The sequence below is a fragment of the Salinimicrobium terrae DSM 17865 genome (assembly GCF_000424665.1).
GTDB lineage: Bacteria > Bacteroidota > Bacteroidia > Flavobacteriales > Flavobacteriaceae > Salinimicrobium > Salinimicrobium terrae.
The window spans coordinates 192,936-217,687 of sequence record NZ_AUKI01000011.1; the positions used below are offsets into that span (position 1 = coordinate 192,936).

19 protein-coding genes, 2 tRNA genes and 1 riboswitch are annotated in these 24,752 nt (G+C 40.0%); of the genes, 11 read left to right on the top strand and 10 right to left on the bottom strand.

What is annotated here, in order from left to right; all coding sequences use genetic code 11:
* Positions 1 to 13: 13 nt before the first annotated feature.
* The 4 genes from metH to H148_RS0103445 all read right to left on the bottom strand — a co-directional run bounded on the left by metH (position 14) and on the right by H148_RS0103445 (position 6,076).
* A complete protein-coding gene (gene metH, locus H148_RS0103420; protein WP_029033545.1) occupies positions 14 to 2,773 on the bottom strand; it encodes a methionine synthase in 2,760 nt (919 codons plus the stop codon).
* A gap of 4 nt (positions 2,774 to 2,777) precedes the next feature.
* Positions 2,778 to 3,797 (bottom strand): homocysteine S-methyltransferase family protein, encoded by a 1,020-nt coding sequence (locus tag H148_RS0103425; RefSeq protein ID WP_029033546.1) that lies wholly within the window; start codon positions 3,795 to 3,797, stop codon positions 2,778 to 2,780.
* Positions 3,798 to 3,845: 48 nt separating this feature from the next.
* Positions 3,846 to 3,947, bottom strand: a riboswitch (SAM riboswitch).
* Positions 3,948 to 4,249: 302 nt separating this feature from the next.
* Positions 4,250 to 4,334: transfer RNA gene (locus tag H148_RS0103430), tRNA-Ser, on the bottom strand.
* 1,322 nt (positions 4,335 to 5,656) lie between these two features.
* On the bottom strand, positions 5,657 to 6,076 hold the full coding sequence (locus H148_RS0103445; protein WP_029033549.1) for a CBS domain-containing protein: 420 nt from the start codon (positions 6,074 to 6,076) through the stop codon (positions 5,657 to 5,659).
* A gap of 166 nt (positions 6,077 to 6,242) precedes the next feature.
* Between H148_RS0103445 and H148_RS0103450 the strand changes: the two genes are divergently transcribed.
* Entirely contained in the window at positions 6,243 to 7,271 is a 1,029-nt protein-coding gene (locus H148_RS0103450) for a M28 family metallopeptidase (RefSeq protein WP_029033550.1), read from the top strand.
* 413 nt (positions 7,272 to 7,684) lie between these two features.
* On the opposite strand, the gene H148_RS0103460 is transcribed toward H148_RS0103450, so the two are convergent.
* The 3 genes from H148_RS0103460 to H148_RS0103470 all read right to left on the bottom strand — a co-directional run bounded on the left by H148_RS0103460 (position 7,685) and on the right by H148_RS0103470 (position 9,910).
* Positions 7,685 to 7,760: transfer RNA gene (locus H148_RS0103460), tRNA-His, on the bottom strand.
* A 63-nt stretch (positions 7,761 to 7,823) separates the two neighbouring features.
* Positions 7,824 to 8,540: a bacillithiol biosynthesis deacetylase BshB1 gene (bshB1, locus tag H148_RS0103465; RefSeq protein WP_029033552.1), complete on the bottom strand. Its 717-nt coding sequence runs from the start codon at positions 8,538 to 8,540 to the stop codon at positions 7,824 to 7,826.
* A gap of 197 nt (positions 8,541 to 8,737) precedes the next feature.
* A complete protein-coding gene (locus H148_RS0103470) occupies positions 8,738 to 9,910 on the bottom strand; it encodes a trans-sulfuration enzyme family protein (RefSeq protein WP_029033553.1) in 1,173 nt (390 codons plus the stop codon).
* A gap of 129 nt (positions 9,911 to 10,039) precedes the next feature.
* Between H148_RS0103470 and hutI the strand changes: the two genes are divergently transcribed.
* From hutI to H148_RS0103510, 7 genes are all read left to right on the top strand, one after another.
* Positions 10,040 to 11,278, top strand: coding sequence for an imidazolonepropionase (gene hutI / locus H148_RS0103480; protein WP_029033554.1), 1,239 nt, complete (start codon positions 10,040 to 10,042; stop codon positions 11,276 to 11,278).
* Entirely contained in the window at positions 11,275 to 12,270 is a 996-nt protein-coding gene (locus tag H148_RS0103485) for a formimidoylglutamase (protein ID WP_029033555.1), read from the top strand. Before hutI ends, H148_RS0103485 begins: the two co-directional genes overlap by 4 nt.
* Positions 12,263 to 12,613: a DUF1622 domain-containing protein gene (locus H148_RS0103490; RefSeq protein ID WP_029033556.1), complete on the top strand. Its 351-nt coding sequence runs from the start codon at positions 12,263 to 12,265 to the stop codon at positions 12,611 to 12,613. Before H148_RS0103485 ends, H148_RS0103490 begins: the two co-directional genes overlap by 8 nt.
* Before the next feature lie 3 nt (positions 12,614 to 12,616).
* Entirely contained in the window at positions 12,617 to 13,075 is a 459-nt protein-coding gene (locus tag H148_RS0103495; RefSeq protein ID WP_029033557.1) for a GNAT family N-acetyltransferase, read from the top strand.
* Positions 13,076 to 13,137: 62 nt separating this feature from the next.
* A complete protein-coding gene (locus tag H148_RS0103500; protein ID WP_029033558.1) occupies positions 13,138 to 13,935 on the top strand; it encodes an MBL fold metallo-hydrolase in 798 nt (265 codons plus the stop codon).
* 184 nt (positions 13,936 to 14,119) lie between these two features.
* A complete protein-coding gene (locus H148_RS0103505) occupies positions 14,120 to 17,188 on the top strand; it encodes a ligand-binding sensor domain-containing protein (protein WP_029033559.1) in 3,069 nt (1,022 codons plus the stop codon).
* A gap of 34 nt (positions 17,189 to 17,222) precedes the next feature.
* The gene (locus H148_RS0103510) at positions 17,223 to 17,819 is read left to right on the top strand and encodes a response regulator transcription factor (RefSeq protein WP_029033560.1); all 597 of its coding nucleotides are present in this window, start codon (positions 17,223 to 17,225) and stop codon (positions 17,817 to 17,819) included.
* A gap of 80 nt (positions 17,820 to 17,899) precedes the next feature.
* Here the strand turns inward: H148_RS0103510 and ettA are convergent, their stop codons facing one another.
* Complete coding sequence (gene ettA / locus H148_RS0103515) at positions 17,900 to 19,588, bottom strand: energy-dependent translational throttle protein EttA (protein ID WP_029033561.1); 1,689 nt, start codon at positions 19,586 to 19,588, stop codon at positions 17,900 to 17,902.
* Between the two features lie 104 nt (positions 19,589 to 19,692).
* A complete protein-coding gene (locus H148_RS0103520; protein WP_029033562.1) occupies positions 19,693 to 20,175 on the bottom strand; it encodes a DinB family protein in 483 nt (160 codons plus the stop codon).
* A 99-nt stretch (positions 20,176 to 20,274) separates the two neighbouring features.
* On the opposite strand from H148_RS0103520, the gene H148_RS0103525 reads away from it, so the two are divergent.
* Complete coding sequence (locus H148_RS0103525) at positions 20,275 to 20,940, top strand: hypothetical protein (protein WP_029033563.1); 666 nt, start codon at positions 20,275 to 20,277, stop codon at positions 20,938 to 20,940.
* 93 nt (positions 20,941 to 21,033) lie between these two features.
* Here the strand turns inward: H148_RS0103525 and H148_RS0103530 are convergent, their stop codons facing one another.
* On the bottom strand, positions 21,034 to 21,213 hold the full coding sequence (locus tag H148_RS0103530; protein WP_029033564.1) for a CAL67264 family membrane protein: 180 nt from the start codon (positions 21,211 to 21,213) through the stop codon (positions 21,034 to 21,036).
* 226 nt (positions 21,214 to 21,439) lie between these two features.
* Here H148_RS0103530 and H148_RS0103535 point away from each other — a divergent pair, with 226 nt between their 5' ends.
* Positions 21,440 to 23,068: an acyl-CoA carboxylase subunit beta gene (locus tag H148_RS0103535; protein WP_029033565.1), complete on the top strand. Its 1,629-nt coding sequence runs from the start codon at positions 21,440 to 21,442 to the stop codon at positions 23,066 to 23,068.
* 12 nt (positions 23,069 to 23,080) lie between these two features.
* Complete coding sequence (locus tag H148_RS0103540) at positions 23,081 to 24,721, top strand: M1 family metallopeptidase (protein WP_029033566.1); 1,641 nt, start codon at positions 23,081 to 23,083, stop codon at positions 24,719 to 24,721.
* Positions 24,722 to 24,752 lie beyond the last annotated feature (31 nt).

Genomic DNA, 24,752 nt, shown 5'->3' on the forward strand with positions numbered 1-24,752 from the left:
TTTGGATTTAATCTTATTCATCTGCAATTGAAGGACTGAGCCATTTTTCGGCTACCTCGAATCCAATTTCTTTTCTTTTGGCAAAATCCTCTACCTGGTCTTTGGTAATCTTACCTACACCAAAGTACCGGGCTTCAGGATGCGCAAAATAATATCCACTAACACTGGCAGCAGGCCACATGGCAAGACTTTCTGTGAGCTTCACTCCTATTCTCTCTTCCACTTTTAGAAGCTCCCAAAGAGTCAATTTTTCAAGGTGATCGGGGCAGGCTGGATACCCCGGTGCGGGACGAATTCCCTTATAGCTTTCCTTAATTAATTCATCATTGCTAAGTTCTTCATTAGGAGCGTAACCCCAATCCTCTGTTCGAATCTGCTTATGTAAATATTCGGCAAAAGCTTCGGCAAGACGATCTGAAAGGGCTTTAATTAAAATTGAATTGTACTGGTCATAATCCTTTTCAAATTTACTGGCCAACTCATCGGTTCCGAAACCAGTAGTCACACAAAAACATCCTATATAATCCTGAATTCCCGTTTCTTTGGGTGCGATAAAATCCGCCAGGGCAAAATTGGGTTTCCCTTCATATTTACTCAGCTGCTGCCGAAGGGTTCTGAAAATGACATTTTTGGCACCTGCTTTTTCAGCAATAACCTCAATATCATCATCATTTATTGTGTTCGCGGGAAAAAGTCCGTATACCGCTTTGGCGGTCAAAAGCTTGTCCTTTATTATTTTTTTCAACAGTTCCTTAGCATCATTAAATAAGGAAGTCGCCTGCTCTCCTACCACGTCATCGGTCAAAATAGCTGGGAATTTCCCATGTAACTCCCAACTTCTAAAGAAAGGTGTCCAGTCAATAAAAGATACCAGTTTCTCAAGCTCGAGATCTTCAATTACCTGCACTCCCGGCTTGTTAGGTTTAAAAATTTCAGAATTTTCCCAATTGATCTTATATTTGTTCTCTCGTGCTTCAGCAATGCTGAGATATTCCTTTCTCTTACCTCTCTTTTTAAAGTTTTTTCTGAAGGTGTCGTATTCAGTTTTAAGATCGGCCATATATTTCTGCCTGGTTTCTTCCTTAAGCAGGTCTCCCACCACGGTTACAGCCCTCGAGGCGTCATTAATATGAACCACCGTTTTGCTATACTGAGGATCGATTTTAACAGCCGTATGGGCCTTTGAAGTAGTGGCGCCACCAATCAATAACGGCACCACGAATCCCTGCCGTTCCATTTCTTTGGCAAGAAAAGCCATCTCATCCAAAGAAGGTGTGATGAGCCCGCTAAGGCCAATTGCATCAACATTTTCGGCTTTAGCGGTTTCAATGATCTTCTCTGGCGGAACCATAACCCCCAGGTCAATGATCTCATAATTGTTACAGGCCAATACTACGCTCACAATATTTTTCCCTATGTCGTGTACGTCCCCTTTTACCGTGGCGAGAAGGATTTTGCCGGCGCCTCCGGTTCCGGACTTTTTTTGCTCTCCGTCGGAATCAGATAAGTTAAGCTTCGCTTTCTCCTCCTCAATATAAGGTAGCAAGTGTGCTACTGCTCTTTTCATTACCCTTGCCGACTTTACCACCTGGGGCAGGAACATTTTACCGCTGCCAAACAGATCTCCTACTACATTCATTCCGGTCATGAGAGGCCCTTCAATTACATCTAAAGTTCGGGAGGAATTTTCCCTCGCGGCTTCGACATCCTCCACAATATATTCATCAATTCCCTTCACCAAAGCATGAGTAATTCGGTCCTGTAGCGGCTTTTCCCTCCAGGAAAGGTCTGTCTTGCTTTCCCTTGCTGTTCCTACCACAGTTTCAGCGAAACTCAGCAGTCGTTCTGTAGCATCATCCCTGCGATCAAGAATCACATCTTCCACATGTTCAAGCAGATCCTTTGGAATATTATCATAAACATCCAAGAGTGCCGGATTTACAATTCCCATATTCATACCGGCTTTTATAGCGTGATAAAGAAATACAGAATGCATTGCTTCCCGTACAGGATCATTTCCACGGAAAGAGAAGGAAACATTACTTACTCCACCGCTCAGGTTTACATGCGGAAGGTTTTCTTTTACCCAACGTGTGGCTTCTATAAAATCTATTGCATTGCGCCGGTGCTCCTCCATTCCAGTACCTACCGGAAAGATGTTTAGATCAAGAATTATATCTTCAGGTGGTAATTTGGCTTTCTGAGTAAGAAGATCGTAAGACCTTTTCGCAATTTCTATTCTTCGTTCGTAATTGTCTGCCTGTCCTACTTCGTCAAAGGCCATCACCACCACGGCCGCTCCATAGCGTTTTATTTTTTTTGCATGAGTTAAAAATTCCTCCTCACCTTCTTTTAAACTAATAGAATTGACCACACACTTTCCCTGCACTACCTGGAGCCCTGCCTCGATAATTTCCCATTTGGAGCTATCAATCATGATTGGAATTCGGGCGATATCCGGTTCGGCTACTATGAGATTCAGGAATTTGACCATGGCTTCTTTCCCTTCAATAAGGCCGTCGTCCATATTCACATCCAGGATCTGTGCTCCACCTTCAACCTGGTCGCGTGCTACAGAAAGTGCTTCATCGTACTTTTCCTCCTTAATTAGCCTTAGGAATTTTTTTGAACCGGCAACGTTAGTTCGTTCTCCAATATTTACAAAATTTGAGTCGGGGGTGATGACCAGCGGTTCCAGACCTGAAAGTTTCAAATACCTCTTCTCATTACCTCTTAAAAGTGTGTCTTTTGATGTATTTTTTCCTTCGATCATTTTTCTATTCTGTTTCAGTTTGGCTCAAATTTTTTCTGAATTGTCGTGGCTTATACTCTTTTGCTATTTCAGCAATAGCTTTAATGTGTTTTGGAGTTGTTCCGCAGCAACCACCCAGAATATTGACTAGCCCACGGGACAGATAATCCCTTATTTGCTCTGCCATTTCCCGCGGACTTTGATCATATTCACCAAAAGCGTTGGGCAGACCAGCATTAGGATAAGCCGAAACTCCATAATCTGTTTTTTGGGCCAGGACCTCAAGGTGCGGAGTGAGTTGTTTAGCACCAAGCGCACAGTTGAAGCCCACGCTAAGGAGCGGAATGTGAGAGATGGAAATAAGAAAAGCTTCAGCAGTTTGCCCGCTTAAGGTTCTTCCTGAAGCATCTGTAATTGTCCCACTAATCATCACCGGAACATCAACAGCTAGCTCCTCCTTCAGTTCTTCTATTGCAAAAAGTGCGGCTTTAGCATTTAAAGTATCAAAAACAGTCTCCACCAGTAATACGTCCACTCCCCCATCAATCAAAGCTTTTGCCTGTTCTTTGTAGGCAGCAGACAATTCGGAAAAAGTAATCGCCCTGAATCCCGGGTCGTTCACCTCTGGCGACATGCTGGCAGTTTTATTTGTGGGGCCAATGGCACCGGCCACAAAACGGGGTTTTTCAGGATTTTCGAGAGTTACTTCCTGAGCCACTTCTTTCGCAATCCTGGCAGATTCATAATTAAGTTCATAGACCAGGTCCTGCATTTCATAATCGGCCATTGCAATGGTAGTTCCCGAAAATGTATTGGTTTCGACTATATCTGCACCGGCATCAAAATATTTCCGGTGGATTGCAGCAATAGCTTCTGGTTGTGTTATGGAAAGAAGATCGTTATTTCCTTTAAGGGAAACAGGCCAGTCGGCAAAACGTTTTCCGCGGAAATCTTCTTCGGTAAATTTATATTCCTGCAGCATGGTACCCATGGCACCATCAAGGATCAATATTTTTTGTGAGAGTATCTCTTCTATTTTTGACATTAGTTTGCGCTATATGGCTATCAAAAAAGAAGACGGGGAAGAATTCTTTAGTTATCTATCCACTTGGGCGTGGTAGAACGTAGCACCTTCTCCAAAGGAGGGTTGCTAAGGCTTCACAGGGTCTAATCCCTCAACCTTTCTTGATAACAGTTTAATAAAAAATGAACTAAGGACAAATATATCTAATACTGTGGGAATAACAAATAAAAATATCTGTCTATAAGTATATTTTCTTTTAAGCTTTACCAACTACGTAGCTATAGTGGGTCTGGAATCAACTAAAAAAATTAGCTGAGAAGGTGTAACGGCCCTGAGGTGATCAGAGGGAAACCTGGTAAGAAACATTAACCTTGCTATTGCTGAGCTTTTTAGCCTTTTGTCTTTCAAAAGCGAACTTTATAAGTCTCCTGAAATGGAAAAAACCCGCAACTTTCGTTACGGGTTTTCATTTGCGGAGAAAGAGGGATTCGAACCCCCGGAGGTGTTACCCTCAACAGTTTTCAAGACTGCCGCAATCGACCACTCTGCCATTTCTCCTTAGCGGTTGCAAATATAAAAAGCTTTTTCAAATAAAACTCAAAATATTGATTTTTTTAAATCGGAGGAATTCAGTTGATTTTAAAGAATATTCTTTTCCAAATGAACCTCTGACCTTCATGGTTTCTATCTCCCTATTTTTCACTGTAGTACAATTTGTCCTTCGGCTTATAATAATAAGTTAAAGGAAAAAATAGGTGTACTTCATCAGTAAGGCGAGACTAAAATGACTACAAAAGAATCTGAGGTATCGTATTGCTTTATTAAATACATAGTAATGCTTATAGTAGTAATATCTAACAAATTGTAAGAATCGGTTAAGAATAAATGTTTTACGTAGAAAATGTTCTGAATGGTTTAAAGCATGCAAATTAGTTCATAGTTTTGTCTGGAAGATTTTAATATGAATTTCAAGACACTGTTGTCCATTGTTGCTGCCGTTATCCTAATTTTTAGTTTGGCTTCTTTGCAGTTTGAAATCATAGCTAATCAATGGCTCCGTTTAGGAACTTCAGGAATTTTTCTTCTTTTTGCTCTAAAAATTTTTACCTCCAGGAACTTTTATGGTCTGGCCGTGTTCTTACTACTGTTCTTGTGCGATTTACTACTGGTTTTCTGGGAGTCCTTAATTATCATAGCCGGTTATTATGTTTTACACATTTTTTCTATCTCCATCCTTGTTTTTCTCACATTAAGGGAAATAAAGGTTCCGAAGGTTTCTAAAATTGATATCCTGTCCATTTTATTATTCTTTCTAATAAACACATTAATCCTTTTTTTACTGGAAGAATACTTTAATCAAAGCATAGATAATAATTGGCTAAGGTTGCTTTTCTACACCAACGGATTCCTAATTCTCATTTTAGTTTTAAGTGCCTTTTTCTACAGTATTCGCTTTGCCAAGATGTTTCTGCATTCCTTTTTATAGCGGTTATGGGACTTACGGTTTCTGATCTGCTTTTATTCGGAATTTATTTTGTTGATCTTGATAAATTCAAGTACATCGATAATGTCTTTTACTCTGTTGGTCTGTACTTTCTCCTGCGGTCTTATATGAAACACAAAAAATCAGTAAAGAAAAAGGAAATTAAAGAAAGGCTTTTTGATAAAAAAGATCAAAGCGAGAGAGATACTTTAGATGTCTACAGATAAACAGATAGAAAGTTCCTACAACTTCTGTTAAATGCAGGTTAAACCAACCTTGTCCGGCTGCATTTATTATAATAAATGGCTTATTTTGAGGAACAATAATATGCCTTTAGGCACTACAAGTGAGAAGAGTAGCCCCCTACAACACTCTTCTCACTTTTTTATTTTGGTCTCTATTGATTACTTAGAAAAAATTTGATCACATCTGTTGTAGTAACTAACCCTGTAAGACAATCATCGTCCACAACGGGCAGGGCATGAAACTCGTGATGTAAAAATAACTCGGCAGCTTCGGTTACTGTATGTTCAGAAGATATATACTCCACCTTTTTTGTCATAACCTGTTCGATTGTGAACATATCATAAATTGTAGTTTCAATGTCTCCCCCATCTACATCAACGGCATCTGCAAAGGAAATACGCAGCAAATCATTCAGACTTACCATTCCTACAATCCGTTCTTTCTCCACCACCGGTAAATGTCTTATGTGGTTCTTCTTCATAAGAGCTTCTGCCGTCGAAAGATTGTCGGACAGGGAAAGACGCAGGATATTTTTCGTCATAATTTCGGAAACGGGGACATCACTTTTCATCGGCCAGATATTTACAACAACTACTTAAAAATACAATTAATCTGGTTTATTTTCTAGCAAAAAGAATGAATATTCAATAAAAAAACATGAGTCAAAATAGATTTAAAACCAGAATTCTATTAAATCTCTTATCTTGCCAACTTTATCTAAAAAATTGAATTTAAACATGAAAAAAATAATATTATTTTCTCTTGTAGTGAGTCTCATAAGCTGTAAAGCACAGCCACCCCGGGATATTTCCGAAGCAAATCCTATGGAATATGCCAACACTATTACTGCTGAAGAACTAAAGGACCACCTATACATTTTTGCCAGTGATGAATTCGAGGGAAGGGAAACTGGAGAACCCGGACAAAAAATGGCTGCCGAGTACCTCAAAAAAGAATACCAAAGTCTGGACATTGCTTCTCCTTTGGGTGAGAATGACTATTACCAGGAAGTTCCCGGTAGCTATTTCACTCGCGAAACTGTGAAGGATACAGAAAATGTCTTAGCCTATATTCAGGGCAGCAGTAAACCTGAAGAGGTGCTGGTTATTTCATCTCATTATGACCATGTTGGGATTGATGATGAAGGGAATATTTACAACGGGGCCGATGATGACGGCTCGGGCACAGTTGCAATTCTGGAAATTGCTGAAGCCTTTAAAAAAGCACAGGAAGACGGTTTTGTTCCTAAGCGATCTATCTTGTTTCTTAATGTGACAGGGGAAGAAAAAGGTTTGGTAGGTTCTAAATTTTATTCTGAAAATCCCGTTTTTCCATTGGCAAACACAGTGGCCAACTTAAATATTGATATGATTGGACGTATCGGAACTGACATGGAGAGCGCGGGTGACTATGTATATCTAATTGGAAGTGATAAACTCAGTACAGAACTTCATAACCTGAGTGAAGAAGTGAACGAAAAATATATTAACCTCAACCTCGACTACACTTACAATGACGAAAATGATCCAAACAGGTTCTATTACCGAAGTGACCACTACAACTTTGCCAAAAACGATATCCCTATCATATTTTACTTTAACGGAGTACATGAAGACTATCACCGTCCGACCGATACACCGGACAAAATTGAATATGACCTTCTGGAGAAAAGAGCAAAGTTAATTTTCCTTACTGCCTGGGAGATAGCAAATCGCGATACCCGCCCTTATGTTGATAAACCCACTTTGACAGACTCGGGAGAATAATTCTTTATCAAATGCCATAACAATCCCAAACCTAACAGGTCTTAAAAACCTGTTAGGTTTTTGTTTTTTGGGCTGATAAGACGGAACCTGTTTTCATTCTTCTACTGGAAATGGACATACATAAAGCTCCTTGTTTTCACAAGAAGCTTTCCGGGTCGAAGACCGGGTTCCCTTCGTCAAAGTTTATCCCGAGGGATGTCGAGGGACTCAGGACAGGCTTCTCACCCTCTATCGTCTTCTCAAAAATTTTCCAAAAAAAAAGCTTCTCATTTTCACAAGAAGCTTTCTGGGTGGAAGACCTGTTCCCTTCGAATCGGCTTCGCCTCCCTCAGGACAGGCTTCTCACCCTCTATTTTCTTCTCAACAAAGTTTATGAAACAAAAAAAGCTTCTCGTTTTCACAAGAAGCTTTCCGGGTGGAAGACCGGGTTCGAACCGGCGACCTCTGGAACCACAATCCAGCGCTCTAACCAGCTGAGCTACAACCACCATTTTAATCGGATGCAAATGTAGTATAAATCCTTTCTTCTACAAAAGAAAAAAATCTAATTTTTTATATAAGATCAAACAGGGAATCTACCGCCACATGACGGTTTACGTTAAATCCTTCAGCATATTCCACATTGACAAGTCGTCCTAAATCCCTGGCTCTGTAGGTGATGCTGTCAAAAAAATTACTACTTGAAATAGGAGTTTCCGGCTCCTTACTTTCTTCATCCCAAAATTGCGAGCGATAAGCCTTTACAGATTCCATTTTCTTATCCATAAAGCCAGTGACATCAACAACCACATCCGGAGTTAAATTCTTCCACTGTATGTAGTGAAATACATTTTTAGGCCGCCAGGCATGCTGGGAATTGCCGTTAAAGATAGTTTCAATCTTTCGCAGTCCGCTTAAAAAGCAGGCATCGGCTACTAACTTGGCACCTTTACCATGGTCAATATGACGGTCATCAATTGCGTTACACAACACCAGTTCCGGTTTATACCTTCGAAGGACTTTAATGATCTCAAGCTGGTGGGCTACATTATTCGTAAAAAACCCATCACTGAATTCCAGGTTCTCACGCATAGAAACACCCAGAATTTTTGCTGCATCGGCAGCTTCTTTTTCTCTTATTTCTGCAGTACCCCTGGTTCCCAATTCGCCCCTGGTAAGGTCGAGGATTCCAACCTTTTTTCCTCTGGAAATTTCTTTAGCCAGAGTTGCAGAACAACTTAGTTCCACATCATCGGGGTGAGAACCAACGGCTAGTATATCTAATTTCATTTTTTCTTATTTCTTTTTTCCTCCAGGCCTAAAATAGCCACGACTTCACAAATATTTTTTATTCTCTGATCACTGATCACTAAAATATATCGCTCCTCCGGAGCTTTTATTTCTTGATGCTTTTCTTCTATAAATATATCGCTCCTCTGGAGCTCATATTTTTTGTCTTGATTCTTGGCTCTTGTTTCTTGGCTCTTTTACAAACGTACATCCAGCATATCCTTTCTCGTTTCTTCCAATGCCTGTTCAATATCAGCAATGAGATCTTCAGGCTCTTCTATCCCTACAGAAAACCTCATCAAATTATCACCTATCCCCTGTTCTGCTCTTTCTTCAGGAGTTAACAAAGCATGAGAAGTCTTGGTAGGAGAAAGAATGGTTGATTCTACTCCTGCAAGGCTCATAGAAGGTTTGATCAACTTCAGGTACTTCATAAATGCTTCAGAATCCAGATCTTTAAGTTCAAAAGACATCATCCCGCCAAAACCGTGCATTTGTTTCTTTGCCAGCTCATGTCCTTCATGCGACGGGAGGCCGGGATAATACACTTTCTTCACCAGCTCATTATTTTCGAGAAATTCAGCCATTTTTTGAGCGTTTTCATTCTGGGCTTTTACTCTCAGTCCCATGGTTTTGAGACTGCGTTCCAATAGCCATACGGTAAAATCACTAAGGCTTCCGCCGAAGTTTTTGGCTAGTTGAAAGATCCTGTCGATCTTTTCTTCAGAAGAAATCACAGTTCCCGCAAGTATATCGCTATGTCCGCCCATATATTTGGTAGCCGAATGTATCACCACATCAATGCCAAAGTCAATGGGGTTCTGGTTTACCGGGGAAGCAAAAGTATTATCGATCATACTCACCAGCCCATGTTGCTTTGCCAGTTTTGCAACTGCTTCAATATCTGTTATCGTAAGCAAAGGATTAGAAGGTGTCTCAATATAGATCACTTTAGTATTCTCTCTAATTTCATTTTCAAAAGCCTTAGCAGAAAGATCTTTCGCAAAAGAATACTCGATCCCGAATTTTTCAAATTCCTCCACCACAAGATTACTGGTGCCACCGTAAAGTGTTCTTTGCAACGCCACATGATCCCCCTTCTTTAAAAAAGCAAATAGTGCTGTGCTCACTGCAGCCATTCCGCTTCCAAAGATAAGAGCAGCCTCCCCATGTTCCAGCGCTGCCATTTTCTGTGCAAGCGCACGTTGATTGGGAGTGTTAAAGTAACGGGGGTAACGTTTCACTTCCACATCTTCATAGGCATAGGAAGTAGACATATAAAGCGGAGATACCGCTCCTTTAAACTGTTCATCTTTCACCTCCCCAACATGGGTACAAATAGTATTTAAACCGGGTTTTTTCTGAGTCATATTTTAAGGAAAATTTCTTCCTCTAAGGTAAAAATAAATACTGAAAAAGACGGGGTATCAAAAATAGCATTTTTGAAGCTCCTCATTGGCAAACCCTGTGAATTCTCAACACTTTCCTATCTTTACGTTATGAAAACCATCTTTAAGAATATTAAACAACTTATCCAGGTTCGGGAGGAAACTCTTAAGCCTCTAAAAGGCAGCGAAATGAAGGAGCTCCCGGTAATTGACGATGCCTGGTTACTTGTAGAGGACGGTAAAATTGCGGACTTCGGAAAGATGCAGGATTTGCCCTTTTTTGAAGGAGTTTCTGAAATTGATGGCTCCGGAAAATTCCTGCTGCCGGGCTGGAACGACTCTCATACTCATCTTGTTTATGCCGGAAATCGCGAACAGGAGTTCATAGATCGAATTAACGGACTAACTTATGAGGAAATAGCCGAAAAAGGCGGAGGTATCCTCAATTCGGCAAAAAAGCTACAGGAAACTTCTGAAGATGATCTCTACCTGCAATCGGCTAAACGTCTTGAGGAGGTGATCAAGATGGGAACCACTGCAATTGAAATAAAATCGGGTTATGGTTTAACTACCGAAGCAGAGTTGAAGATGCTAAGGGTAATAAGGAAATTAAAACAAAACTACGATCTGCCCATAAAAGCCACTTTCTTAGGAGCACATGCGATTCCGCCCGAATACAAAGATGATAAAGACGGTTATCTGGACCTGCTTATTAAGGAAATGATGCCAAAGATCGCTGACGAGGGGCTGGCTGAGTTCGTGGATATTTTCTGTGAAAAAGGCTATTTTTCAGTGGAAGATACTCATAGGGTTCTGGAGGCGGGTCAAAAATACGGTCTTACACCAAAAATACACGTCAACCAGTTTAATTCGATTGGCGGTATCAAAACCGCTGTGGAGCATAAAGCGCTCTCGGTAGATCATTTGGAAGTGATGGAACCCGATGATCTTGACGCTTTAGAAGACAGTGATACCATTCCTGTGGCACTTCCCTCCTGCTCGCTGTTCCTGGGGATTCCTTATACACCTGCAAGAGAAATACTCAACGCCGGTTTACCACTCGCCCTGGCCACAGATTACAATCCCGGGAGCACGCCAAACGGGAACATGAACCTCGTGATCTCACTGGCTTGTATAAAGATGAAAATGAATCCTGAAGAAGCTATTAATGCTGCCACCATTAATGCAGCTTACGCAATGAATATCCTCGACACCCATGGTAGTATAACCAAAGGAAAAGCCGCAAACCTTATCCTTACAGATGAGATCCCATCTTATGGATTCATGCCTTACTCCTTTGGTACCAACCATATCGACTCGATTTACATAAACGGAAAAAAGATTAAATGAGTCGGCTGAAATTTTATTCTGAAAGGCAGCTTTCCACTATGTTTTCTCCCAGGCCGGGGGAAACAAAACTGGGAGAAAAAATTAAGCTCGCCACAAATCTGGAAGACCTTGAAAAAACGGAAGCAGAATTTGTCATTTTTGGCATCCCCGAAGATATAGGGGTGCGGGCAAACTACGGCAATCCCGGAACTTCCAATGCTTGGGAAGCATTTTTAAAAGTTTTTCTCAATGTTCAGGAAAATCAACACAATTCAGGAGAAAATATTTTGCTGCTGGGTGAGATAAATACTTCAGAATTAATGCAAAAGGCAGGAAATATTGATGTGTCAGATCCTAATTATGTTCAGAAGCTGGGCGATCTAGTGGAACGGTTGGATTCCGCAGTAAGTGAGGTAGTCAAAAATGTCATTTCAGCAGGAAAATTTCCGGTGATAATTGGTGGAGGCCATAACAATGCCTACGGAAACCTAAAAGGTGCCTCCGAAGCTTTTGGTCACCGCATAAACGTTCTGAACATTGATGCTCATACCGATCTTCGAAGACTGGAGCATCGTCATAGCGGGAACGGCTTCAGCTATGCACTCAAAAATGGCTTTTTAGAGAAATATTCTGTATTTGGACTACACCAAAACTACACGCCACAGTACATTTTCGATGAAATGAATGCTTCCGAAGCACTTCATCACAGCTTGCTGGAAGAGCTTCCGAAGCAGCAGCGCCCAGCGGCATTTAAAGAGAATCTGGATTTCGTAAAAAAGGAGAAATTTGGACTGGAACTGGATTGTGATGCAATCGCAAATTTCCCCAGCAGTGCAGTTTCTCCATCGGGTCTTAACCTGGAGGAAGCAAGAGCCCTCATAAAGGAAGTGGCCAAAGAAATAAATTGTTGTTATCTTCACATTTGTGAAGCAGTAGCAATTTCAAATTATTCTACCGGAAAAGCTTTGAGTTACCTGGTATTGGATTTTATAAAAGAGAAAACACATGCATGAAACTGTACAATATTACGTTGAATGGGCCGCCCTTATCATTGAAGTTGCGGGAGTATTGGTAATGGTCTTTGGTCCTTTTTTCGCCCTTTGGAGATATTTTTTCGACCAACATGAAGATGGCAGCAGCTACCGAACTTTTCGTCATGATCTTGGAAAAGCTATTTTATTAGGCCTTGAATTTCTTGTGGCGGGAGACATTATTGCTACAGTTAGTACTGCGCCTACTATGGAAAATGTACTGGTTCTTGGGGTAATTGTACTTATAAGAACATTTTTAAGCCTTTCTTTACAGGTAGAACTTGAGGGCAAATGGCCCTGGCAAAAAAAGGAAATCGGGAGCTAATACATGGAAATAATTTCATTTGAACCTAAATACGCAAAAGACTTCAAACAACTTAATGTTGAATGGCTTGAAAAATATTTTTGGGTAGAGCCTCATGATGAAGAGGTACTGGGAAAACCGGAAAAATATATTATTGAACCCGGAGGCACTATTTTTTTTGTCCGGGAGGACGAAAAGATAATTGGCACAGTTGCTTTAATGAAAATTGAGGACGGGATTTTTGAATTAACCAAAATGGCCGTTAGGCCGGCCGCACAAGGAAAGAGGATTGGTCAAAAGCTCATGCAGCATACTCTTGAATTCGCCCTCGGCAGAGGCTGGAAAAAGCTTATTATTTTTTCAAACCGAAAATTAGAAAACGCAATCCACATCTATAAAAAATCTGGTTTTAAGGAAATTCCCATAGGTGAGAACAACCCTTATGCCCGGGGAGACATTAAAATGGAGCTTCTGCTTTCTTAAAGTACTATTAAACTGATGGCGAAAAGTTTCAGTTTTAATTAGTTTTAACCAAACTGAAAATTATGAAACGAATTTTACTACTTTTTATAGTCACTGTTATTACGTTTTCCTGTAAGGATGAAAAACGGGCAATTCCTGCCGTTACCGGGGAAGACGTTATGGAAGGAGATACGGAAGCCACTGCTGATATTTCCGAAATCGATATTAATCCAATTTCTCACGCTACGGCTGTAATTAATTGGGGAGAGACCACTATTTACCTCGACCCGGTGGGAGGTGCCGAAGCCTTTGACGGAATGGATGAGCCAGATATGGTATTGATCACCCATACTCATGGCGACCACCTGGACGCAGAAACCCTTGCGGGACTAAATCTTGGAAATATCTCAATCATTGCCCCACAAGCTGTAAAAGATGAACTACCCGATTCCCTGGCTACTAAAGTAACCCTTATGAGTAATGGCGAGACTCTCGCTCAAAGCGGGATCTCCATTGAAGCCATTCCAATGTACAATCTCCGCGAAGAAGCTCTGCAATACCACCCTAAAGGAGTTGGAAATGGTTATGTACTTGAAAAGGATGGCCAGCGACTTTATATTGCCGGTGACACAGAGGATATTCCTGAAATGAGAAATCTGCAAAACATAGACATCGCGCTGGTACCAATGAACTTACCTTACACCATGCCTGTTGACGCAGCAGCAGATGCTGTTATAGAATTTGCACCGGAAATAGTATATCCCTATCATTTTCGCGGACAAGATGGAAAAGCCGATGTCGAAAAATTTAAACAGTTGGTCAACGAAGGCAACAGTAATGTGGAAGTTGTTCTAGCTAATTGGTATCCTGATGAATCATAAGTAACCTACTTTTAGAATAATTTAACCCGCTTTTTAGCGGGTTTTTTATTGTCTGGTAAATCAATATAATCTCCATAAAGTTTTTGCAATGGCCGTTTTCAAATGTTGATTTTATGGAAATTTCTTAAAGTTTTTGTAAATTTTACTCTCAAATAATTAGTTTTAAAGCTTCCAAACCTTTAGAATGGGTAAACCTATACTTGTAATTTTTTGCGTTATATCTACTCTAACCGGATGGTCCCAGGAATCCGGGCTTGCCCTCCTCGATACCATAACTGTATCTCACATCGCACAGAAGCAAGGACTTTCTCAACTCAACGTTCTCCAATTTGATTTTGATGAAAACGGTTATCTCTGGGCAGGAACAGAAGACGGACTTAACAGGTTTAATGGTTATAGCATGAAAACATTTTCCCAAAATAACCAGGTCGGTGTTGGACTCACAGATGATCATATTCGTGGCCTCCTATATACTAATGACACTCTTTGGCTGGGAACCAATACCCATTCTGTGCAAGCCTATATTCCCTCACAGGATAGATTCATACATTTTAGGAAAAATAAAAAAATAGCTGCAGACCCGTCTCTTAGCTATGCACATGGTGTATATGAAATTGATAGAAATTATATACTTATAAGTACACTAAAAAACTGCATTTTGATTGACAGGAGGTCAAATGAAATAAATACCATTCCCTTACCCAAAACTACAGCCAACGATTATGTTCTTGGTCTTATAAAACATACAGATAATGATATATGGCTGGGAACTTACTTCAATGGTGTTTTAAACCTGGATCTTAACCAGATGACCATTGAAGATATACCTAATTTTGATATTTTAGATAACAATCCGGTATATGCCTTTCAACCTAATAAGAATCAACAAATTCTTATTGGTACTGAAAAAGGTCTTTTTAACTATTCCCGTTCCGCAGGAAAACTGGAAATTATAGATCAGTCTGGTGAAGAAGCTGGCATTCGTCATTTTTTTAATTGGAACAGTGATTATTACCTCCTGGGTTCAACAAATGGTTTGAAGTTTCTTAACAAGGAATCATATGAGTCTAATCCTGTAGTACTGGCAGGATTTGAAAAGGAAATATATTCCCCCGTGGAAATACTACAAATCAAGAGGGATTCGACCAATGGAATATGGATGGCTTCTCAGGGTAAGGGAATGTTCTATTATCATCCTGCCCGACAAAAATTCACTCCTAAACGCATTGACCTTAAAAATGAGCCGGAAAAGGATTACATAAGTATTTTCAATTTTCTAAGAGAGAAGCAAACATTGTGGATGACCACCACAATAGGTTATGTAAAACACGATTTAAATGCAGGTACTTACGAATTGTACCGTACCGACAGGTTGGGTTATACCCTTGTAAAAGATATGCAGGGCCAAATTTGGGGAGGAGGATTTAATCAGGGGCTTGAAAAATACAACAGACAGCAAGACATTTTTAAAGAAGTTACCCATTTGACCCAAATTCCGGACAGAGATGTGGCTGAAATCATCCCTCTGTCAAAAGACAGTATATGGGTGAGCACCTGGTCTTCCGGGATTTTCTCTGTAGATCCACAAACTTTTAAATCCCATCCCGTAAAAATTAATGGAAAAGAACTTCACAGATCCCGCGCCTCATTTCTTGGGGAGGACGGAGCTATTTGGCTGGGAGCAGACGACGGACTTTATCGCATCACCAGGGAGACTACAAGTAAATATGAGCATGATCCCGACTCACCAAGTTCTTTAAGTAATAACAGGGTTTTTAGTATTGCGCAGGATAATAACAATAACCTTTGGATTGGAACGGCAAAAGGATTGAACAAATTGGATCTCAAGACCAACATCATAACTCAATACCTTGAACAGCCGGGATTGCCCAATGATTTTATTTATGGAGTTCTTTCCGACAACAATAATGATATATGGGTAAGCACCAACCACGGGTTATCCAGACTTGAACCGGACACAGAAAGGTTCACAAATTTCACTGAACAGGACGGACTTCAAAACAATGAATTTAATGGCAAGGCAGCCTATAAAGATAGCCTGGATTATCTTTATTTCGGCGGAATGAATGGTTTTAATATATTTCATGCAGACAGTATTCCGGTGAACAATTATGTAGGTAAAACTATTATTGAGAATGTGGAACTTTTCGGAAAACCTTTAGATCAGAATATTATTTATACTGATACAATCTCCTTTGATCACGATGAAAATGTAATTACATTTAATTATACCTCACTTAATTTTCTTCTTCCGGAAAAAAACCGATACCAATTTAAGATGCTGGGATTTGACAAGGAGTGGCGGCCTGTGACTAAAGAGCGAACTACTACTTATACGAACTTGAATCTTGGCACCTATAAATTTATGGTTAAAGGCAGTAACAATGACCTCAAATGGGGTAAACATGATTCCCTCGTTTTAACTATACGTGCACCATGGTATGAAACTACCTACTTCAGAGTGTTACTTGTATTAGTTCTTTTACTTTTAATTACTTCTATCTACTTCTATAGGTATAATCAGAAAAAAGCCGAAAACCTGCGCCTGCACAAAATGGTAGAAGGTAGAACGGCCGAATTAAGAAGGTCCAACGAAGATCTTAGTGAGGCTATAAATCTTGCGCAGGAGCAAAAGGACAATATTGCTTTTCTTATGCAGGAGTTAAATCACCGGGTAAAGAATAATCTTCAGCTTATTGCCAGTTTATTGGATATTCAGAAGGAAAGTATTAGTGATGAACTGGCGAAAGATAATTTGCAGACTGCCCAAAACCGACTTTTTACTATTGCAACGATCCATGACCTGCTGAGTGCGAAAAGACCTGGGGAGTTTTTTAGGTTAGATCAATTCATTTCAACACTCGCCAATGAACTTATTCTTTTCATGGATGAAGGAGTACACCTGGATTTTGATCTTGAAGTACTTGAAGTACACAAAAAATGTATTACTCCTCTGGGGATCATAATAAATGAACTTGTAACCAACACCTTAAAACATGCATTTCATACCAATGATGAAAACAAAAAAATCCATATATCCCTCTCCACAGAGGACGAAAAAATCAGACTGGAATATTCAGATAATGGTAAGGGAATACCAAAAAATACCAGAAACAAAGACAATTCACTGGGGTTGAACCTTATAGAAAATTTAGCCCACCAGTTAAAGGGTGACTTAGAGATTGAGGAGGTACCTAAAGGAACAAGGATTATTATCAGGTTTAAGTGCTGAGCTTCACGAATAAATTAAATATAAATCTGTGATTATGAATAGAATTCTAATAATTGAAGATGAAATAATTATAGCAGAAAGCCTCAGGATTTTCCTGTTAAGAAATTCCTATGAAGCAATTATTTCATCAAATGCCGAAAGAGCCATAGAAAACCTGGAGAATGAACAATTTGACGGGGTGATATGCGATATAAACCTTCAGGAAAAAATTAATGGAATTGAAATTATTCAGAAGTTTCACCAGCTGGATCAACACGGACCGGTGATTTTCTTAACAGCTTATTCAAATCCACAGGTTATGGAAAATGCAGAAGCTGTTACGCCCTATGCTTATATTATTAAACCATTTAATAATCAACAATTATTGACTACCCTCAAATTAGCCATAAAAAACAGAGAAGCATTATCTCCACCGGCAACAGATCCTACGTTAACTGAGCAACTGAGCAAACGCGAAATTGAGATCCTGCAATCTTTGGCAACAGGAAAAACGAACAAGGTTATTGGAAAAGAATTATGTATATCAAAATTTACTGTTGATACTCATGTAAAAAATATAAAGGAAAAACTTCAGCTGAATAAAAAAGGGGAATTAATAAGGTTCGTCCTTTCAAACCGACTAGAATCCTGAACCTGACCAAAAAAAATTATCCACTATTAGCCTAAAAATTTTATCAGACAATAATGGATAATTTGAAAAATGGTAGCTTTTTAACGCACCAGTTTTTTGTACTTTATTCTTTTTGGTGCAACGTCTCCAAGACGTTTCTTTTTATTCTCTTCATATTCCGAGAAGCTGCCTTCAAAGAAATAAACTTCAGAGTTTCCTTCAAATGCAAGAATGTGTGTACATACCCTGTCCATGAACCAACGGTCGTGGGAGATGATCACCGCGCAGCCTGCAAAATTTTCCAATCCTTCTTCAAGAGCCCGTAAGGTATTTACATCAAGGTCATTGGTAGGCTCATCCAACAGGAGTACGTTGCCTTCTTCTCTTAGAGTCATGGCAAGATGTAGCCTGTTTCTTTCCCCACCGGAAAGTTTACTAACCTTTTTATTTTGTTCACTTCCGCTGAAGTTAAATCGACTCAAATATGCTCTGGAATTTACCTGGCGGCCACCCATCATAACCAGCTCCTGCTCATCACTAAAGTTCTGCCAAATGGTTTTCTCGGGATCAATGTTGGTGTGGCTTTGATCCACATAGGCGATCTTTGCTGTTTCTCCCACGTCAAAAGTTCCTTTGTCGGGGTCTTCCTCGCCCATTATCATTTTAAAGATTGTAGTTTTACCGGCACCGTTAGGTCCAATAATACCTACTATTCCCGCTTGCGGAAGTTTAAAATTCAGATCCTCATAAAGAAGTTTGTCTCCAAAAGCTTTACTCACTCCCTTTGCTTCTATAACATTCGTTCCCAAGCGTGGCCCATTAGGAATATAGATCTCCAGCTGCTCATCCATTTGCTTCTGATCCTGACTCATGAGCTTATCATAATTATTTAGACGGGCTTTCTGCTTTGCCTGTCTTCCTTTTGGAGCCATTCGTGACCATTCAAGCTCCCGCTCCAATGTTTTTTGACGTTTGCTCGCCTGCTTTTGTTCCTGTGCAAGTCGTTTTGCTTTTTGATCAAGCCATGAGGAGTAATTTCCTTTCCATGGAATACCTTCTCCTCGATCAAGTTCTAGGATCCAGCCTGCCACGTTGTCCAGAAAATAACGGTCGTGAGTCACTGCGATCACAGTTCCTTTATACTGCTGAAGGTGTTGTTCCAGCCATAGAACAGATTCTGCATCAAGATGGTTAGTAGGCTCATCAAGCAGCAATACATCGGGTTCCTGAAGCAGGAGGCGACAAAGTGCTACCCTTCTTCTTTCCCCACCGGAAAGTACTCCGATTTTTTTATCAGACTCTGGAGTTCTAAGAGCATCCATGGCGATCTCAAGCTTAGTATCCAGTTCCCAGGCATTACTTGCATCAATTTTGTCCTGAAGTTCAGCCTGTTTATCCATAAGCTTTTGCATCTTATCGGGATCCTCATAGACTTCGGGCAGGCCAAACATATCATTGATCTTGTTATATTCTTCAAGAATAGCAACAGTTTCAGCCGCGCCTTCCTTAACTACTTCAAGAACAGTTTTTTCATCGTCCAGTTCCGGCTCCTGTTCCAGCATACCAACTGTATATCCGGGAGCAAACACTACATCACCCTGATAATTTTTTTCTTTTCCTGCTATGATCTTCAAAAGAGTGGATTTACCGGAACCATTAAGTCCCAGGATGCCAATCTTGGCTCCATAAAAGAAGCTTAAGTAAATATTTTTTAAAACCGGTGTATTCTCTCCTTTGTATGTCTTCGTTAACCCCGACATGGAGAAAATTACTTTCTTATCATCTGCCATAAAATATTATTTTTCATTTCTGAAGGTAAAAACCTTTCTAATTTTATTTCTAAACAAATATCCAAAATTTTAAGCTTGATTGAAGAAATGCCCGTCAATTTAATTTAAGAGGAATACAGCCCCAGGTGCCTAAGGATTATCAATAACTGGCCGCTGTGATAGGCAGTATGTTCAATGACCAGGAGGATCTCTCTTAAAAAAGTATGCTCTTCCCCTGAAGGAACAGGCTCAAGAAGATCTTTTTCTTCAGAAAGAATAAGTTTTTCCAGTTCTTTCCTGTCATTGAAATAAGCAGTTTTAAGTTGATCCCACTCGGTTTTGTCATTAGGTGTCTGTTGGGCAGGCCAATAATCCTCGGGCCATTGCGGGGCTTGGTAATCGGAATTCTTACAGTACTCTAAAATGTCATCTTGAGTAAACTTTATATGGTAGAACAATTCATAAAAGGAATATGGAAGTCCTGCAGGTCGCTTTCCAAGTTCAGAAAATGGCATTTTCTCAAGCATTTTTTCAATGGGTAAAAAAGCTTCACCTCCACGTAGGTGTTTCACCAATGTCTCTCTTAAGTTATCAGCTACGGAATCCATAAAGTGCCAAATATATCTCCTAAAAATACTCAATAATGGGTATTGTAGCCTCTGTTTTAAAGAAATATATTTCCCCTCTTAAAACTCAAAATTCATTCTATGAAAATAAAAACTACTTCAATTGGTACTTTGCTGCTGGCCTGCTTTCTTACTTTCTCCCACACTGCGCAAGCTCAGACAGATATTCCTGAAGAAAGGGATTATAAAGTGAGACCGGTGCGCCTGGGCGTAAAAATCGGATTTCCTAATATAGTCGGGGGAAATCTTGAATATGTCACCCCTCTATTTAATGACCGGCTTGCCGTTAGCCTGGATTATTCTACCATAAAATCTGATTGGTTTCTTTCTGAAGAAGAAGGCAGCGGTACTGAAACTACAGAAGCCAATTTCTCTTATATTGAAGGAGGTTTGAATTATTACTTTTTTAAGGCAGGAAAGGGTTTGTACGGTGGGTTGGGTTATAATAGATTCAAATTTGATGGAGAGATCTCTGTTGAAAATGACGGTAAGGAGGGCACAGGTCAAATAGATTACAATCAAAGCTCATTCAATATAAAGCTAGGAGCAAAAATTGGCGGCTTATTCTATTTAAGACCAGAAATTGGTTATTCCTTTACTTCACTGCCTAAAACATTTGATTACATAGCCCAATACGATGATGGCACTTCCGAAACAGAGACCTTTGATCTTGTCGAAGAATTCTCATTTCCAGACATCTTCTTTCAAGGATTTATGGCAAATATTGGAATAGGCTTTGCGTTTTAATCGTGCAGTTTGCGCTAATGACATAAAAAGGGGCTAAAGAATACAATCTTTAGCCCCTTTTTGATGTTAATAAATTTAAAGAAAATCCAGGATTTAAACTCTTCCTTTTAGAGCGTTAAAGGCCCAAGAAACTATGAAGAAGCCAATGCCGGCTGTAGAGAAACCTATGGCATAGTCTCTGTACTTTAAGACTCCCAGTAAAACCAGGGCTATTCCAACCAGGAGCATACAAAAGGATGCCCACCCAAAAATTGTATTTTTATTCATTCCCATAATAATAGCAAGTAGTTAATTGAATGGCAGTCTTTACCAAATGGAGGTAAAAGTAGTGTTTGTGGAACAACCTCTCCTATGACAAATATCGCATTTTAATATGTTTTTTTAAAGAATTTTAGTTTCAGGGTTTTTGTATTTTAGCATCCACTCAAAAAATTGGATATTTTGGAATGAGCCAATACTGTTCAATTTTAATCTACAAATCGACTTTTAGAGCTTATAAATGGATATTGAATTCAACAAGAACGAAGACCACAACAAACTATTAGTTTCAGATCTTAAGCAGCGCCTGAAGCAGGTAAAACTGGGAGGCGGGGAAAAACGCATCGCCAAGCATCACGCTAAAGGAAAAATGACAGCACGGGAACGGGTAGATTATTTACTTGATGATGCAAATCAAGCCATTGAAATAGGTGCTTTCGTGGGAGAAGGAATGTACGAAGAGCACGGCGGCTGCCCAAGTGGAGGCGTTGTGGTAAAGATTGGAAAGATCTCCGGTAAACAATGTATAGTTGTTGCCAATGACGCCACAGTGAAAGCCGGTGCCTGGTTTCCAATTACCGCAAAGAAAAATCTAAGGGCCCAGGAGATCTCTATTGAAAATAGATTACCTATTATTTATCTGGTGGATTCTGCAGGAGTATACCTGCCTATGCAGGATGAGATCTTCCCCGATAAAGAACACTTCGGAAGAATTTTCAGAAATAACGCCGTGATGAGCAGTATGGGGATTACCCAGATTTCTGCGGTTATGGGAAGTTGTGTTGCCGGTGGCGCTTACCTTCCTATTATGAGTGATGAAGCTTTAATAGTTGAGAAAACGGGAAGTATTTTTCTTGCGGGAAGTTACCTGGTCAAAGCCGCCATTGGAGAATCTATTGACAATGAAACCCTTGGTGGAGCTACTACTCACAGCGAAATTAGCGGAGTTACAGATTATAAAGCTAAAGATGACAAGGATGCCCTGGAAACCATAAAAAGTCTTATCGATAAAATTGGGGACAGTGACAAAGCAGGATATAATCGAAAAAAACCAATAAAACCCGCAAAAGACCCACAGGATATCTATGGAATTCTTCCAAAGCAACGAAATGAGCAATATGACATGAAGGAGATCATAGCGCGACTCGTGGATGATTCAGAATTTCAGGAATATAAAGAAGACTATGGCCAGACAATAATAACAGCTTATGCCCGAATTGACGGCTGGGCAGTAGGAATAGTGGCGAACCAGCGAAAGATCGTCAAAAGTGGCAAAAAAGAAATGCAGTTTGGAGGAGTGATCTATTCAGATTCTGCCGACAAAGCAACCCGTTTTATTGCAAATTGTAACCAAAAGAAGATTCCGCTGGTATTTCTTCAGGATGTTACGGGATTTATGGTTGGAAGTAAGAGTGAACACGGCGGAATCATTAAAGACGGTGCAAAAATGGTAAATGCTGTTAGTAATTCAGTAGTTCCAAAATTTACCATTATCATTGGGAACTCTTATGGAGCCGGTAATTATGCTATGTGTGGAAAAGCCTATGATCCCCGACTTATTTTCGCCTGGCCAAGTGCAGAACTCGCCGTAATGGGTGGAACACAGGCAGCCAAAGTACTTGCTCAAATAGAAACAGCCTCAATGGCAAAAAAAGGTGAAAAAGTAGATGCCGAAAAAGAAAAGGAGGTTTTTGACAAAATCAAAGCAAGGTACGACCGGCAAACTTCGGCATATTACGCTGCCGCACATTTATGGACAGATGCCGTGATCGATCCCCTTGATACCAGGAAGTGGATTTCTACAGGAATTGAAGCAGCCAATCATGCCCCAATTGAAAAAGATTTTAACCTGGGAGTGATCCAGACCTAATACCTCTCAAAAATGCGATTTTCAGCTTATCTTTTACTTATGGTTTTTATTACTGCTCCTTTACAGGCACAGGTAGTGACTAATAAAATCGAATTCACAGAAGCAGATACCCTTCGTGGTTCTTTACGGCCCGAAAGAAGCTATGATGTCCTCAAGTACAATTTACAGGTAAAGGTGGAACCCGAAAATAAGTTCATTTCAGGCTATAACACAATTAGCTTTCAGGCCGAAGAAGACCTGCCGGTAATGCAGGTAGATCTTTTCAGAAATATGAAAGTGGATTCTATTCTCTTCCGTGGAAAAAGAATGGATTTTGACCGGCAGCATGATGCTGTTTTCATTGATTTGGAACCAAAAGTGGAAAAAAATGCTGTTGATTCCATCCGGTTTTTCTATTCAGGAAATCCCATAGTTGCAAAGAATGCTCCCTGGGACGGAGGTTTTGTTTTCGAAAAGGATGAGCAAGGAAATCCCTGGATCGCGGTTGCCGTACAAGGAACAGGTGCCAGTCTTTGGTATCCCAATAAAGATCACCAGAGCGACGAACCCGAAGAAGTCCTTATTGGGGTTGCAGTGCCCAACGACCTCATGAACGTTTCCAACGGAAGATTTGTAGGGAAAGAAGTTCTCGATGATGGTTTCACCCGCTGGAACTGGAAGGTGAATAACCCCATAAACAATTACAATATTGTAGTGAACATTGGTAATTATGTTCATTTTAAAGATCAATTTCGGCACCTTGATCTCGACTACTACGTTCTACCCTACAACCTGGAAAAAGCAAAAAAGCAATTTGAAGAGGTAAAATTCATGATGAACTGCTTTTACGAAAAATTTGGAGCTTATCCCTTTGAAGAAGATGGTTTCAAACTAGTGGAAACTCCTTACCTGGGGATGGAACATCAAAGCGCGGTCGCCTATGGGAATCAATATAAGATGGGTTACCTGGGGAACGACCTGAGCGGGACAGGAATAGGTCTTAAGTGGGATTTTATTATTATCCATGAGACTGGACATGAATGGTTTGGAAACAGCATTACAGCAGAGGATATTGCCGACATGTGGATTCATGAAGGTTTCACCGCTTATTCTGAAGCTGTATACATAGAATGCCGTTGGGGAAAAGAGGAAGCACTTGAATATCTTAAAGGAGTAAGAAACAACATCAGCAACACAAAAAAGATCATTGGTACCTATGGAGTGAATAGTGAAGGGTCGGGAGATATGTATTATAAAGGGTCCAACCTGTTGAACAACATAAGAAGCATTTATAATGACGATGAATTGTGGTGGAAAACTCTAAAAGATTATTCCGAAGCCAACCGCCATAAGATCATCACTACTCAAACTACCGAAGATTTTTTCAATGCTGCCATTGAGTACGATTTGGAGCCGGTATTCGATCAATATCTAAGACACGCTGCTTTACCCGAATTACAGTTTAAAAAAGAAGGAGATCACATCCTTTATAAATGGCAGGCAGATGTTGACGGTTTTAATATGCCTGTAGATGTTATCATCAAAGGAAAAGAAATCCGCCTCTACCCTAACCAAAAATGGCAAAAACTAAAGCAACAGATAAATTCTCCTGAGGAAGTACAGGTAAAAGAGAAGGAGTTTTATATTAAGCGTACAAACCTGAAACAAGTTTAAAAAAGCCTTTTTTGGCGCCTTATGCAACTTC